Genomic DNA, 14026 nt, shown 5'->3' with positions numbered 1-14026 from the left:
TGAGGAGCAGCACACCGTGAGACGGAGTGTTTCGAGCCGCGAGGTCGTTCGGTGGGACCCGGAGGACCGGGAGTTCTGGCAACGGCACGGCCGCCGGGTCGCACGGCGCAACCTAGCCCTGTCGGTGCTCTGTGAGCACATCGGGTTCTCCGTGTGGAGCATGTGGTCCGTCCTGGTGCTCTTCATGTCGCCCCGGATCGGTCTCGGGTTCTCGCCGAATGAGAAGTTCCTGCTCGTGGTGGTGCCGACCGTCGTCGGGGGAGTGCTGCGGATTCCGTACAGCTACGCCGTGACCCGCTTCGGCGGCCGGAACTGGACGGTGTGCTCCACCGCTGTGCTGCTCGTACCGGCCTCGTTGACGACGTACTTCGTGCAGCGTCCGGGCACCCCGCTCTGGGTGTTCGTGGCCATCGGAGCGGTCACCGGCCTGGGCGGGGCCAACTTCGCCTCGTCGACGACGAACATCTCCACCTTCTTCCCGAAGCGCCGCCAGGGCTGGGCTCTCGGGCTCAACGCGGGCGGTGGCAATCTGGGGGTAGCGGTGATCCAGCTGCTGGGCCTGCTGGTCATCGCCACGGCCGGCGACACCCATCCCGCCTACGTCACCTCGGTCTACCTGCCCTTGATCGTGATCGCCGCACTGCTGGCCGCGATGAAAATGGACAACGTGAGCGTCGCACGCGCCGAGTCCGGCACCCGGCGCGAGGCGCTGCGCAGCCGGCACACGTGGGCGATATCTCTCCTCTACATCGGCACGTTCGGCTCGTTCATCGGCTTCGGGTTCGCCTTCGGGCTGGTCCTGCAGAGCGAGTTCGGTGCCACTCCGTTGCAGGCCGCCTCCTACACGTTCCTGGGGCCTCTGCTCGGGTCGGTGTTCCGCCCGTTGGGCGGCCGGGCGGCCGACAGGTGGGGCGGGGCACAGGTCACCTTCGGCGCGTTCGCCGCTATGGCGGCGGGCACCGCGGTCCTTCTCGTGGCGTCGTCCCGGGGCTCCTTCGGGCTGTTCGTCGCGGGGTTCACCGTACTGTTCGTCCTCACCGGGCTCGGCAACGGCTCCACCTACAAATTGATCCCCACGGCCTTCGCCCGACAGGCCGAGCGCGAGGTGATGGCGGGCAGGGACGCCCGGAGCGCCTTCGACCGGGCCCGACGGATGTCGGGAGCCGTGATCGGAATCGCGGGAGCGGCGGGCGCGCTGGGCGGGGCGGGAGTCAACCTCGTCTTCCGTGCGACCTACAGCAGCGGCGACAGCGGCTCGACCGCCTTCGTGACGTTCCTTGTCTGCTACGCGGTGTGCATGGTGCTGACATGGAGGTTGTATCTGCGCGGTGAGGACCGCCGCGAGGGCTCGGGACCGTCCGCGCTGCGAGAAGGCGTCGGCCGTGTCTGATCCGGACGAGGTGCGGACCCACTGCCCCTACTGCGCCCTGCAGTGCGGCACCGTACTGGCGCTGAAGGGCGAGGACCGGGTATCGGTGCGGCCCGATGACGCCTTTCCGGTCAACCAGGGCGGCTTGTGCCGCAAGGGCTGGACGGCGCCCGCCGTGCTGGAGGTCCACGACCGGTTGCGCACGCCCTTGGTCCGCACCGCGAACGGCGACCTGGCACCCGCGAGCTGGGACACCGCACTCGACACGGTCGCCGAACGACTGCTGCGGATTCGCGCGGACCACGGCCCGGACGCCGTCGCGGTGTTCGGCGGCGGCGGACTGACCAACGAGAAGGCCTACCTGCTGGGCAAGTTCGCCCGTCTCGCGCTGGGCACCAGGAACATCGACTACAACGGCCGGTTCTGCATGGCCTCGGCGGCCGCGGCCGGCCAGGCCGCCTTCGGCGTCGACAGGGGCCTGCCGTTCCCGGTCGCCGATGTGGGCCGCGCCGACGTCGTCCTCCTCGCCGGCGCCAATCCCGCCGAGACGATGCCCCCGCTGATGCGACACCTGGAGCACCCGGATCTCGTCGTCATCGACCCACGCCGCACCCCGACGGCACGGGCCGCCGCACTGCACCTGCAACCCTCCCCCGGTACCGACCTCGCACTCGCGCTCGGCCTGCTGCACATCGCCGTGGTCGACGGCCTCACCGATGCCGACTACCTCCGTGCGCGCACGACCGGCTTCGAAGCCGCCAGGCAGTCGGCGCTCTCCTGGTGGCCCGAGCGGGTGGAGCAGGTCACCGGTGTGCCGGTCCCCGTTCAACGGGAGGCGGTGCGGCGGCTGGCCTCGGCCGGCCGCGCCTACGTCCTCACCGGCCGCGGCGCCGAACAGCACAGCAAGGGCACCGACACGGTAGGGGCGTTCATCAACCTCGCTCTCGTGCTCGGACTGCCGGGCCGTGAAGGAAGCGGATACGGCACGCTGACCGGCCAGGGAAATGGCCAGGGCGGACGCGAACTCGGTCAGAAGGCGGACCAGTTGCCGGGCTCCCGGTCCATCACGGACTCGCGTGCCCGGACCGAGGTGGCCGAGGTCTGGGGGGTCTCGGCGGACGCTCTGCCGGGGGCCGGGCCGAGCGCCTACGAGCTGCTCGACTCGCTCGGCGCGCCCGGCGGGCCGAGCGCCCTGCTCGTCTTCGGCTCGAACCCCGTGGTCTCGGCGCCGCACGCCGGCAACGTGGCAGAACGTCTCGCGGCACTGGATCTCCTGGTGGTCGCCGACTTCGTGCCGTCGGAGACCGTCGCCCTGGCCGACGTGGTGTTCCCCGTCACGCAGTGGGCCGAGGAGGAAGGCACGCTCACCAACCTGGAGGGACGGGTGGTGCGCCGCCGTGCTCTGGTCCCGCCGCCTCCGGGCGTACGCAGTGATCTCGAAGTCCTAGGCGGGCTCGCCGCACGCCTGGGTGAACCGTCCGGGCGCTACCCGTCCCGCCCGAGTGCGGTGTTCGAGGAACTCCGGCGTGCCACGCGGGGCGGCCGGGCCGACTACTCGGGAGTGAGCTACGCGCGCCTCGACGCGGGCGAGGCGCTGCACTGGCCCTGTCCGGAACGACCCGGTGAACCGCACCCCGGCACCCCGCGCCTGTTCCTCGACGGTTTCGCCCACAGTGACGGCCGGGCCCGGTTCGCCGATGTGGAGCACCGGCCGGCCGCGGAGACGCCGGACTCCGCCTTCCCGCTGCTCGCCACCACCGGAAGGGTACTGGCGCAGTACCAGTCCGGCGCGCAGACCCGCCGCGTCCCGGAGTTGAACGACGCGGCGGGCGAGATGTTCGTGGAAGTGCACCCGGACACCATGCGCCGCTCGGGGCTTTCCGACGGCGCTCTCGCGCGTGTCACCTCGGTGCGCGGCAGCACCGTGGCACGAGTGCGCGCGGTCACCGACATGCGGCCCGACACCGTCTTCCTGCCGTTCCACTTCGCCGGGTCGGGCCGCGCGAATCTGCTCACCAACCCCGCCCTCGACCCACGGAGCAAGATGCCCGAGTTCAAGGTCTGCGCGGTGCGCATCGAGCCATGCCGGACGGCGTCGTGAACCATGTGGTGATCGTCGGCAACGGGCCCGCGGCCCATCGCCTCGTCCAGCGGTTGCACCACTACGGCCACCGGGGCACGGTCACGGTGCTGGGTGGCGAACACCGGCCCGCCTACCACAGGCCGTTGCTGGCATACGCACTCGACGGGTCCGTACCCGCAGCGGCACTCACCCTGCCGCCGCTCCCGGAGCCCGCGCGGATGCGACTGGGCGTGCGGGTCGTCGCGATCGACCGGCGGCGGCAGGTGGTGCACACCACGTCGCGGGCGGGCACCACAGCGCTGCGTTACGACACGCTGGTCCTGGCCACCGGCGCACGGCCACGCGTGCCGGACATCACCGGTGTCCGCCGCCATGACCGCACCCTGGCCCCAGGTGTACGAAGCCTGCGCACCCTCGATGACTGCGCGCCCTTCCCAGGGGCCACCGTGGTGGTCGGCGGCGGCGTGCTCGGTGCCGAGGCCGCGGCCGCTCTGCGCCGCCGCGGCGCGGAGGTACTCCTCGTGCATCCCGGCCCCCACCCGATGCACCGTCATCTGAACGCCGCAGTCGGTCAGTTGACGGCGAGGTGGCTGGAGGAACTGGGGGTGGAGGTCCGCGGCGGGCGCACCGTCGTCGCGTACGAACCGGGCAAGTCCGTACTCGATGACGGGTCCGCCGTACGCACCGACCACCTGCTGCTGTGCACCGGCATACGGCCAGAGACCCGACTGGCATCCGCTGCCGGGCTCGCCGTCCGCACCGGCATCGTGGTCGATGCGTTCCTGCGCACCGACGACCCGCACATCCACGCCATCGGCGACTGCGCCCAGCCTCCCGCCGGGAGCCGAGGCACGGTCGTGGCCGCATGGGAACAGGCCGAGGTCCTGGCCGCCCTGCTCACCGGCCATGACGCGCGGTACGAGGGCACGCGCGCACCCGTCAGACCACGCCTGCCCGGAGCCGACCTGGCCTTCATGGGAGAGAGCCGGCAGTCCCCCGGGGAGCGCGAAGGCACCCGGACGGTCACTTTCACCGACCGCGCCGGGCGGCGGTACGCCCGGCTGACCCTGCAGGACCACAGGGTGCTCGGGGCCGTGCTGTTCGGTCTGCCCGAAGCAGCCGCGGCTGTGGGCCAGTGGTACGCGCAGGGGCGCCCCGTGCCTTCGGACCGGCTGGCGTTGCTGCTCGGCGCGGCCGCGGTGCCCTGCGGTGAGGACGAGCTGCCCGGCGACGCCGTCCTGTGCCACTGCAACCACGTCACCAAGCGGGAGCTGCTGCGGGCGTGGCACGCCTGTGCCGGGCAGTGGGCCGCTCTGGTGGAGACGACGCACGCCACCACCGGGTGCGGGACCTGCAAGGAAACCGTGCGCGGTCTGTGCGCCGACGCATCCGTCCGGGCCGCGGTACAGACGCCCGCGACCGTGCCGGAGGAGGTGGCGTGACCCGCACACTGGTGGTGGTCGGACACGGCATGGTCGGACACCGTCTCGTCCGGGAGGTACGTGCGCTGGACCGGACCGATTCCTGGCGCGTCGTCGTGCTCGCCGAGGAACCATGGCCCGCCTACGACCGGATGGCCCTTTCCTCCTGGTTCGACGCCCCGGAGGGAAGGGACCTGACGCTGGCCCCGTCCTTCGGTTCCGGCGACCCGATGGTGGAACTGCGCACGGCGAATCCGGTGCGCCGTATCGACAGGACGGGCCGTACGGTGCACTGCTCCGACGGCCCGGGCATCCCGTACGACGCCCTGGTGCTGGCAACGGGGTCACGTCCGTTCGTGCCCCCCGTGCCCGGCCGGGACGCGGCCGGCTGCTTCACGTACCGGACCCTGGAGGACCTGCGGGCGATCCGGGCCGTGGCCGTCGCGGGGCGGCCCGGTGTGGTGATCGGCGGCGGTCTGCTCGGCCTGGAGGCGGCCAATGCCCTCAGGCACCTCGGGATGCGGGTCGACATCGTGGAGGCGGCTCCTCGTCTGATGCCTCAGCAGGTCGATGCGGAGGGCGGTGGCCTGCTCGCCTCACTCGTCGGCGATCTGGGCGTGCGTGTCCGCTGCGCGGCGGTGACCGATGCGCTGGAGAGCGGCCCGGACGGGCGGGTGCGCGGTGTCCGGCTCGCCGACGGCACGGTGCTGCCCGCGGAACTGGTGGTCTTCTCCGCCGGTATCCGTCCGCGGGACGAACTCGCCGGGCCGGCCGGGCTGCCGCTGGGGCCCCGCGGCGGCTTTCTCGTCGACAGCCGGCTGCGCACCGAGGACGAACGCGTCTGGGCGATCGGAGAGTGCGCGGCCCTGGACGGCCGGTGCCACGGCCTCGTCGCCCCGGGCCACCGGATGGCCGCATCCGTCGCCCGACAGCTGCTCTCACTCGACGACCGTCCCTTCACCGTGCCGACCCCGGCGACCCGCTTGAAGGTGCTCGGGGTGGACGTGGCGAGTTTTGGTGATGCGCTCGCCACGACCGAGGGCGCGCTGGAACTGGCCCAGAGCGATCACGCGGCCCGCAGCTATCTCAAGGTCGTGCTCTCGGCCGACGCGAGTCGTCTGCTCGGGGGCATCCTGATCGGGGACACCCGCACCTACCCCGACCTGCTGGCCCGCCTCGGACGTCCTCTCCCCGCCACCGCCCCGCCACGCCTCACGCCGGACCCGGTGGCCGCTGTGCCCTTGCTGGCCCCGGGGCCGGGCCCCGCGCCGCGCACGGCGTGAACCGTCACGCGCACTCCTGGCCCGGTGCCGGGTCGGCTCCGGTGGAGCGGCCACGGCGTCGTCGGCAGGGCAACGGGCGGCCCCTGGCCCGTACCGGTGGGGCCGACGCGGAGGCCTCTGTCCTCTCCTGCCCGCCGCCTGAGGGGCGGCCGCCGGCCCCGCAGATGGTTCGGGTTCTGCCGGACGGCACCGGTTGGTGCTGCCCGGCAGGGTGAGGTGCCCGAGGGCGACCGGCGGCTCGGCGCATGCGCCGGGGCGGCGATCCGCTCAGAGCAGCCGCAGGCCCGGGGTGACGTCGCGGTCGGGGGTGATCAGGGCGACGTCGCCGCCGCGTTCGCCGGGAACGCCCAGAACGAGCACTTCGGACATGAAGTCGGCAACCTGCCGGGGCGGCAGATTCACGACGGCCATGACCTGCCGGTCCTTGAGGTCCTCCACGGTGTACAGGTCGGTGAGCTGGGCGCTGGACTTCCGGATGCCCAGTTCGGGTCCGAAGTCGACCCACAGCTTGTAGGCGGGCCGGCGCGCCTTGTCGAACGGCTCTGCACGGACGACGCGGCCGACACGGATGTCGACGGCGAGAAACCCCTCGATGGTCGTCTGTTGTGGCGTGGACTCAGTCATGACGGGAGCCTGCCTCATGGTCGAGGTAGTCGACCGACATCGGCAGGCCGACATGCCGTACCAGGGAGTCGTACGGGTAGGAGACGTGGCCCTCCTTCGCCGGCTTGCGCGTGAAGAAGACCAGCATGTCGCGAGTGGACTTCTGCTGCGGATCCAGAGCCCGCACCGGAGAAAGGCTGTGCTTGCGCTCGTGGTCGACGACCAGCATCGTGTCCAGGAAATGACGGTGCCGGCAGCTGCCCACCACCAGGTCCGGATCTGCCTTGTCCCAGGCCACGGCGTTCTCCTGCCGCATGTCGTGCAGGTAGGTGACCGCGCTGTCCTCGGTCATGTTCCGGGCGCCGAGCAGGGTGGTCATGGTGTGGTCCACGCCGTCGCTGTGCACGCCTTCGAGGGCCGGCTCGCCGATGAGCTCGGGCGTGGTGACGGTGCGCAGGTGGAACAGGGTGCACACCCAGTGCGGGCTGTCGTAGTTCATCCCCGGGCGCTGCTCGATGTCGACGCCGCGGGCCATGAACTCGTTGATGCGCAGAAGTTGCTGGAAGGCGGTGTTCAGTTGCAGGTCGTTCTCGACCTCGTCGAACTTCCTTATCTGCCCGGAGTCATGGCGTACGAAGTCCTCGTCGGCGGAGAGGACGAACGGCTGGAACTCACCGCGCTCGATGCGCTGCTGCTCGCCGTCGTAGACGAAGCGGCAGTTCTTCGACTCGCGGAACGGCAGCGTAGGGTCCTCACCGAGGTAGTCGCTGACGGACTTCAGCTGTTCGAGGTCGGCGTCGGTGGCGCCGAGCCCCTTGAGCAGCTCGACGACGCGTGCGCCGTCGATGAAGACCAATCGGTTGCGTACGTACTCGCCCTTGATCTTTTCCAGTTCCGACAGGGTCCGGGAGATGTCAAGAGAGTTCATGTGATTCCTTTCTCATGAGGTGTGACGCGGCCGCTTCCATCGCGGGCCACATCGGGAGGCGGGTGAGCGGTGCGCTCGTGCGGGGCGTACCGCCCACCGGAGACGTCCGGCTTCCTGGCTGTTGCCAGACCGAGAACAGCGCTCAGCATCAGGACCGTGCCGGTGACGCCGAGGGGGGTGAGCCGCTCGCCGAGCAGGGTGGCGCCGATCGCGGCGGCGGCCAGCGGTTCGACCAGAGCGACGACGGAGGCGGTCGCGGCCGGCACGGTGCGCAGGCCGGCGAAGAACAACGGGAACGCGAGTGCCGTGGGCACCAGGCCGAGGTAGAGCACCGGCGTGACAGCATCGAACTCCCGGCCCGCCGCGGGCAGCAGGCCTTCGGCCAGCGCGAGGGGCAGCAGGCAGAGGGTTCCGACCGCGAAGCCGAGCGGGAGGGATTCCAAGGCCCTGGCCGCGCCGGATGATGTGCGGCTGCCCTGCGCGCGTCCCAGGAGGGTGATGCCCGCGTAGCCGGTGGCGGAGAGAAGTGCGTAGCCGAGGCCGAGCACGGGTTCGGGGCCGACCGCGCCGTCCGCCCCCGAGGCCAGGAGGACCAGCCCCAGCACGCCGGCGGCCAGAGCGGCCAGAGCACCGGCTCCGATCCGTTCGGCGAGCAGCAGGCGGGCGCCGGCGGCGACCAGCACGGGGCCGGAGCCGAGTGTCACCACGGTCGCGACGGTGAGGCCGGCCTGCTCCACCGCGGCGAAGTAGGCGGTCTGGTAGACCGCCAGTCCGCACCCGGTCGTCAGGATCTGACGCCGGTGGGAACGAAGCGCCCGCCACAGTGAAGTATCGCCGGCCCGCGTGCCGGCCCGGCCGCGTTCGAATGCGCGGAACAGGAGGAGCAGCAGGGTGCCGGTGAGGAATCGCCAGAACGACACCGCGGCCGGGCCCAGCCCGGCATCCCTGTACAGCAGCGCCGCGGCGGCGCCTCCGGTCCCCCACGCCGTCGCCGCGAAAGCAATGCACATGACACCGCGGCGGGCCGAGCCGCCTGCGGCAGCACTCGCACTCATCTCTGTTCGCTCTCCGTCAAGAAGAAGGTCACCCGGAACGCCCGGCATCCGGTCGAGGTCTTGTGCGAAAAACGGGTCTCCCCCGTGGCTGCCGGCGTGTCACCCGAGCAGTCTGGCCAGCTCCAAACGCTTCACCTTCGTGGTCGCGGTGTGGGGAAGCTCGTCCAGCCGACGTTGCAACGGCGCCGCCAGCTCGGGGAGGTCGGCGACGGCCGAGCGCCACCGGGCGAGGTCCAGCGGCTGGTCGTCGCGGGTGCACACCACCGGCACCGGCACACCGGCGGAGTCCGGGATGACGATGACCTCGATGAGCTCCGGCAGCCGGGTGAACAGCTTGTCCTCCAGTTCCAAGGTGCTGTTGATCCCGGGGATCTCGTCCACCTCACGGTCCAGCAGGTGGAGGCAGCCCCATTTGGTCCGGTAGCCGAGATCTCCCATGCGCCACCAGCCGCCCTCGGAGAACTGGTCGTCAAAGCGCTGCTGCTCTCCGAGATACGTCATGATCCGCCCGGCGCTGCGTGCCTCGATGCGCCCCGGGTTGTCCTTGGCCGGGGTACGGCCGTTCCGGCTAACCACCCTGAGCTCCGTGAGTCCGGGGAAGTTCCGGCCCACGCAGCGGCCGTCCGCGCTCTCGCGGTGGCGGCGGGTGTAGGTGCGCGCGGCGATCGCGCCCGTCTCACTCTGGCCGTACGTCTGGGCGAAGAACGGCAGGTTCCGTTCCGAGGCCGCGAGCAGGCTCGCCACGGTACGCGGATGGATGGCGTCGAAGGTGTTGCTGAAGCACCGTACTCGCGCCAGCGGCCGGGCCGGGTGGTGCGCCAGGCTCTCCCAGTGCAGCAGGGTGTTGGGGTGGGCCTCGATCACCCCTGGAGGAACCCGGGCGAAGAGCTCGGCCGCGCGCTCGGGATCGTCGTCGCGCATCATGATCAGAGGGTGCCCCCGCAGCGCGAACAGCGCGGCTCCGCTGATCATCCGGGAGTGTGCGAAGGAGACGTGTGCGGCGATGGGTTCGTACCGGCCGACCGGCGCCAGCAGAGTGGACTGCGGGCGGCAGCGCGCCTGGATCGTGTGGCCCGTCTGCACCGCCAGCTTCGGCAGTCCGGTCGTCCCCGAGGTGTGGGTGATCAGTGCCGGCAGGTCCTGCGGCATGGTGACCGCAGGCACCCGAGGAGTCCCCGCCAGCTCGACCAGCGCGCACGCACCGGGGAAGGTGCCCGCGGCCGTGATCACCCGCTCGGCCAGGTCGAAGACCTCGGAGGGCAGCTCCTGCTCCAGCTTGGCCTGGTCGGTGACCAGCACCGGCCGGTCGAGCCGTTCCAGCAGCCGGGCAGTCGTGGCGCCGTCCAGCTTCGGTGAGAGCAGCACCGGAATCGCACCGACGCGTGCCACGCAGTAGGCGAGCAGGGAGATGTCGAAGTTGTCGGACTTGTAGACCACGACGCGGTCCCCGGGCCGCACCCGGGCCGCCCAGAGCCGGGAGGCGAAGTCGTCGATCAGATCGGCTATCTCGGTCAGGGTGAGCCGACGGCCCAGCTCCGGCGCCACATCCAGGTCATGGTCCAGGTAGACGGGGCTTGCGGGATGCCGGGCGGCGGCGCGGTCGAAGACCGTGCCGAGCCGGATGCCCTTGCCGACGCGTTGCAAGATCATGTTTCTCTTTCCCTTGGTTGGAGCCGACTGGACCAGAACGAGGTACGCCGGGTACGAGGGCAGGGCGGGCGTGGGAGATGCTCCACGGCGGGCCCTGCCCGGCCGTCACCCGGCTCTGCCGGGGAAAGCGGCAGTTCTCGTAGCGGCGGAGCGCGGAGCCTCGCCGAAGATTCTGTGCTCCGCGCCGGGTGGGGACCACCGCCGGTGCCGCACTGTGTCAACTCCGCCGCGGCCTCGTGCACCCCGGGGGCCCGGCGCCCTCAGGGGCTGAGCGCCGGGTCCGTGGGCCGGTGTCGCCGTGCGCGTCGCCGTGCGTCGCCGAGGGGCCCTTCAGTCCGTCTCGTCGCCGAAGTCGGGACGCATGCCCCGGGCGAACTGGATGTCGTCGTTGCCGGCTCCGGCCGCGACCATGGGCCAGACCATGGCGTCCTCGTGCACGACGAAATCGATGACGACGGGGCGGTCATCGATCGCGTTGGCCTTCTCGATGACCGCGTCGAGTTCGGCGGGACTCTCGCAGCGCAGGCCGACACAGCCCATCGACTCGGCGAGCAGGACGAAGTCGGGGACACGAGTGCCGGCGACAGGAGGCCCCGCGTCTGCCGAACTCCCTCTCCTCAAGGTGGTGTTGCTGTACCGCCCGCTGTAGAAGAGGGTCTGCCACTGACGGACCATGCCCAGAGCGCCGTTGTTGATGACCGCGACCTTGATCGGAATGTTGTTGAGCGCACAGGTGACCAGTTCCTGATTGGTCATCTGGAAGCACCCGTCCCCGTCGACGGCCCAGACGGTGGCCTCGGGCCGGCCGGCTTTCGCGCCCATCGCCGCGGGAACCGCGTATCCCATGGTTCCCGCGCCGCCGGAATTGAGCCAGGTGCGGGGCTGCTCGAAGGTGAGGAACTGCGAGGCCCACATCTGGTGCTGTCCCACACCGGACGCGAAGACCGTTCCCTGCGGGGCGAGTTCGCCGATGCGCTGGATGACCTGCTGGGGCGACAGCAGCCCATCGGGTGCCGGGGAGTGGCCGAGGGGGTAGCGGTCCCGCCAGTCGCGCAGCTGGTCCCACCAGGCGGAGTAGTCCGCGCGCCCACCATTCTCGTGGCAGGCCCGCACCGCCTCCACCAGTTCCGCCAGGACCACGCGGGCGTCACCGACGATGGGCACGTCGGCATGGCGGATCTTGCCGATCTCGCATGGGTCGATGTCCGCGTGCACGATGGTCGCCCCGGGGGCGAAGGTGTCCGCCCTGCCGGTGACCCGATCGTCGAAGCGGGCGCCGATCGCGAGGATGAGGTCCGCCTTCTGCAACGCGGTGACGGCGGCGACGGTGCCGTGCATGCCCGGCATCCCCAGGTGCCGCGGGTCGGAGTCCGGCAGCGCGCCCAGGGCCATCAGCGTGGTGGTCACCGGGATATCGGTCAGATCGACGAGGGCCCGCAGTTCGGCGGCGGCCCCTGCCTTCAGCACCCCGCCGCCGACATACAGCACCGGGCGCTCGGCACCCGCGAGGAGTTCGGCCGCCTGCCGGATCTGCTTGGTGTGCGGCTCCGCGACGACCCGGTAGCCGGGCAGTTCGGCCCGGGGCTGCCACGTGAAGGCCGTACTGCCCTGGAGGGCGTCCTTGGTGATGTCCACCAGGACCGGGCCGGGACGTCCGGTGCCGGCGATCTGGAAGGCCGCGGCGATCGCCTGCGGGATCTCGTCCGCGTCGGTCACCAGAAAGCTGTGCTTCGTGATCGGCAGGGTGATGCCGCAGATGTCGGCCTCCTGGAAGGCATCGGTGCCGATCAGGGACGACGGCACCTGCCCGGTGATCGCGACGATCGGCACCGAGTCCATGTGCGCGTCGGCGATCGCCGTGACCAGGTTGGTGGCCCCCGGGCCGGAGGTGGCCATGCAGACCCCGACCTTGCCGGTCGCCTGTGCGTAGCCGGTGGCGGCGTGCCCGGCGCCCTGCTCGTGCCGGACCAGGATGTGGCGCAGCGCCGTCGAGTCCATCATCGGGTCGTAGGCGGGCAGGATCGCGCCGCCCGGGATGCCGAAGACCGTGTCCACGCCGACGGCTTCGAGCGAGCGGATCAGGGCCTGTGCACCCGTCATGAGCTGCGGGTCCGACAGGAGTGGGGAGTCGGTGGGCGACTGCTGGATCATCAGGGCGACCTCTCGGTTTCGTCGACTTGTGAGCCCCTGACGGGGGCCTCTTGCGGGCCGCGGCGGCTGCGCCGGGTGGGCGCTCGTGCCGGCCGAGGCCGTTGTCGCGAAAACCGGGCGGCAGGGTCTTTCTCCGTGCCGGTCGTTCGGTGTCGGGTGCTGAGGGGTTTTTCAGCGGGCGGTTTGGCGTGTTGCCGTGCGTGCTCGAGCCGGTCCTGCCGGGCGGTTCAGTCCGCGGCGGGGGTCTTCGTTCGAGCGGTGAGCTGCAGGAACAGCAGGGCAGCCAGGGCCAGCGCGGCCCCCAGTCCGTAGACCGCGGTCATCCCGGAGGGCAGTGCGATGCCGCCGAGCACGGTGCCGAGGCCGATGCCGAGGTAGATGGAGGAGGAGTTCAGCGACACCACCAGGGGTGCCTCGTGCGGCGCCACCTCGATCAGCCGGTGCTGCTGCGGCGGCGTCTGGCACCAGCTGCTCGCCCCCCACATCAGGACGAGCAGGCCGACCACGGTCACCAGCGAGGCGTCGTTCGCCGAGAGCCAGGCCAGCAGGCCGAGCGAGGCGGTCATCGCGACGTAGCCGAGGGTCAGCACCGGGCGGGAGCCCCAGCGATCGGTGGCGTAGCCGGCGGCGATGTTGCCCAGGACGGCGCCGAGTCCGTACAGGAAGAGCATCAGCAGATGCGCGCTGTCGGGGATGTGTACCGAGCGCAGGGCCGGGACGCTGTACGCGTACGCGGTGTAGCAGGCGCCCATGCCCAGGATGGTCAGCGGCAGCACCGCGAGCACGGCCGGACGGCGCAGCACGGCGAGCCGGGTGCGCAGCGGCACCCGCGCGTTGCCCGGCAGGGCGGGCATGATCAGCCGCAGACCGACGGCCACGAGGACGCAGAGAGCCGCGACGATGCCGAGGGCGGTGCGCCAGCCGAGCCAGTGGCTGGCCAGGTTCCCCAGCGGTACTCCGAGGGCGGTCGCCACGGTCAGACCGCCGATCACCACGGCCAGTGCCCGGGCCCGCAGTTCGGGCCTGACCAGTGCGGCGCTGACAGCGCCCGCGCTGGGGGTGTAGGCGGCCGCGCCGACGGCCGCGAGGATCCGGCTGATGATCAGCACCGGGAGATTGGGGGCCAGCGCGGAGCAGAGGTTGGCCAGGCCGAGCACGATGAGAGCGGTGACCAGCAGAGCCCTTCGTGGCAGTCGCGCGGTCGCCGTGGCCAGTACCGGCGAGAGTACGGCGTAGGCGGCGGCGAACACGGTGACGGACGCCTGGCCGGCGACGGCGACGGAGACCTGCAGGTCGGCGGCGATCGACGGCAGGAAGCCGGCGACCACGAAGGCATCCGTGCCCACCGCGAAGGTACCCAGGGCAAGCACCAGGGTCGACGACAGTCCCTTCTGCTCGGCCGGACCGGGGCCGACGGGGGCCCGGTCCGACTTAATCGAGACATTTGACATCCGGAATCTCCCTCGAAGTGTGCTTGGATTCG

General features: G+C 71.2%; 10 protein-coding genes. 4 read left to right on the top strand and 6 right to left on the bottom strand.

What is annotated here, in order from left to right:
* The first annotated feature begins 16 nt into the window (after window positions 1-16).
* The 4 genes from ACIQMX_RS18675 to ACIQMX_RS18660 are packed head-to-tail and all read left to right on the top strand — an operon-like array spanning window position 17 to window position 6156.
* Window positions 17-1390, top strand: a complete 1374-nt coding sequence (locus ACIQMX_RS18675; protein WP_402479322.1) for an MFS transporter — start codon at window positions 17-19, stop codon at window positions 1388-1390.
* Entirely contained in the window at window positions 1383-3470 is a 2088-nt protein-coding gene (locus tag ACIQMX_RS18670; RefSeq protein WP_363076362.1) for a molybdopterin oxidoreductase family protein, read from the top strand. The genes ACIQMX_RS18675 and ACIQMX_RS18670 overlap by 8 nt, the downstream gene beginning before the upstream one ends.
* Window positions 3452-4894 (top strand): FAD-dependent oxidoreductase, encoded by a 1443-nt coding sequence (locus tag ACIQMX_RS18665; protein ID WP_402479320.1) that lies wholly within the window; start codon window positions 3452-3454, stop codon window positions 4892-4894. The genes ACIQMX_RS18670 and ACIQMX_RS18665 overlap by 19 nt, the downstream gene beginning before the upstream one ends.
* Window positions 4891-6156, top strand: a complete 1266-nt coding sequence (locus ACIQMX_RS18660) for an NAD(P)/FAD-dependent oxidoreductase (RefSeq protein WP_402479317.1) — start codon at window positions 4891-4893, stop codon at window positions 6154-6156. Before ACIQMX_RS18665 ends, ACIQMX_RS18660 begins: the two co-directional genes overlap by 4 nt.
* A 267-nt stretch (window positions 6157-6423) precedes the next feature.
* On the opposite strand, the gene ACIQMX_RS18655 is transcribed toward ACIQMX_RS18660, so the two are convergent.
* From ACIQMX_RS18655 to ACIQMX_RS18630, 6 genes are all read right to left on the bottom strand, one after another.
* Entirely contained in the window at window positions 6424-6780 is a 357-nt protein-coding gene (locus ACIQMX_RS18655) for a tRNA-binding protein (protein ID WP_402479314.1), read from the bottom strand.
* Window positions 6773-7687, bottom strand: a complete 915-nt coding sequence (locus tag ACIQMX_RS18650; RefSeq protein WP_363076369.1) for a 2OG-Fe dioxygenase family protein — start codon at window positions 7685-7687, stop codon at window positions 6773-6775. Before ACIQMX_RS18650 ends, ACIQMX_RS18655 begins: the two co-directional genes overlap by 8 nt.
* Entirely contained in the window at window positions 7684-8742 is a 1059-nt protein-coding gene (locus ACIQMX_RS18645) for an EamA family transporter (protein WP_363076371.1), read from the bottom strand. The genes ACIQMX_RS18650 and ACIQMX_RS18645 overlap by 4 nt, the downstream gene beginning before the upstream one ends.
* 99 nt (window positions 8743-8841) lie before the next feature.
* Window positions 8842-10392, bottom strand: a complete 1551-nt coding sequence (locus ACIQMX_RS18640; RefSeq protein WP_363076373.1) for a class I adenylate-forming enzyme family protein — start codon at window positions 10390-10392, stop codon at window positions 8842-8844.
* A 330-nt stretch (window positions 10393-10722) separates the two neighbouring features.
* On the bottom strand, window positions 10723-12543 hold the full coding sequence (locus ACIQMX_RS18635; RefSeq protein WP_402479309.1) for an acetolactate synthase large subunit: 1821 nt from the start codon (window positions 12541-12543) through the stop codon (window positions 10723-10725).
* A 227-nt stretch (window positions 12544-12770) separates the two neighbouring features.
* On the bottom strand, window positions 12771-13994 hold the full coding sequence (locus ACIQMX_RS18630) for an MFS transporter (protein WP_402479307.1): 1224 nt from the start codon (window positions 13992-13994) through the stop codon (window positions 12771-12773).
* Between the last annotated feature and the right edge of the window lie 32 nt (window positions 13995-14026).

The sequence above is a fragment of the Streptomyces sp. NPDC091416 genome, assembly GCF_044756845.1.
Taxonomy (GTDB): Bacteria; Actinomycetota; Actinomycetes; order Streptomycetales; family Streptomycetaceae; genus Streptomyces.
This window is presented reverse-complemented; position numbering and strand designations above follow the sequence as displayed.

Bases quoted from the DNA above. Each gene is read 5' to 3' on its own strand.
- ACIQMX_RS18645 (WP_363076371.1), bottom strand. From the start codon at position 8,742: ATGAGTGCGAGTGCTGCCGCAGGCGGCTCGGCCCGCCGCGGTGTCATG.
- ACIQMX_RS18640 (WP_363076373.1), bottom strand. From the start codon at position 10,392: ATGATCTTGCAACGCGTCGGCAAGGGCATCCGGCTCGGCACGGTCTTC.
- ACIQMX_RS18655 (WP_402479314.1), bottom strand. From the start codon at position 6,780: ATGACTGAGTCCACGCCACAACAGACGACCATCGAGGGGTTTCTCGCC.
- ACIQMX_RS18650 (WP_363076369.1), bottom strand. From the start codon at position 7,687: ATGAACTCTCTTGACATCTCCCGGACCCTGTCGGAACTGGAAAAGATC.
- ACIQMX_RS18630 (WP_402479307.1), bottom strand. From the start codon at position 13,994: ATGTCAAATGTCTCGATTAAGTCGGACCGGGCCCCCGTCGGCCCCGGT.
- ACIQMX_RS18635 (WP_402479309.1), bottom strand. From the start codon at position 12,543: ATGATCCAGCAGTCGCCCACCGACTCCCCACTCCTGTCGGACCCGCAG.
- ACIQMX_RS18665 (WP_402479320.1), top strand. From the start codon at position 3,452: ATGCCGGACGGCGTCGTGAACCATGTGGTGATCGTCGGCAACGGGCCC.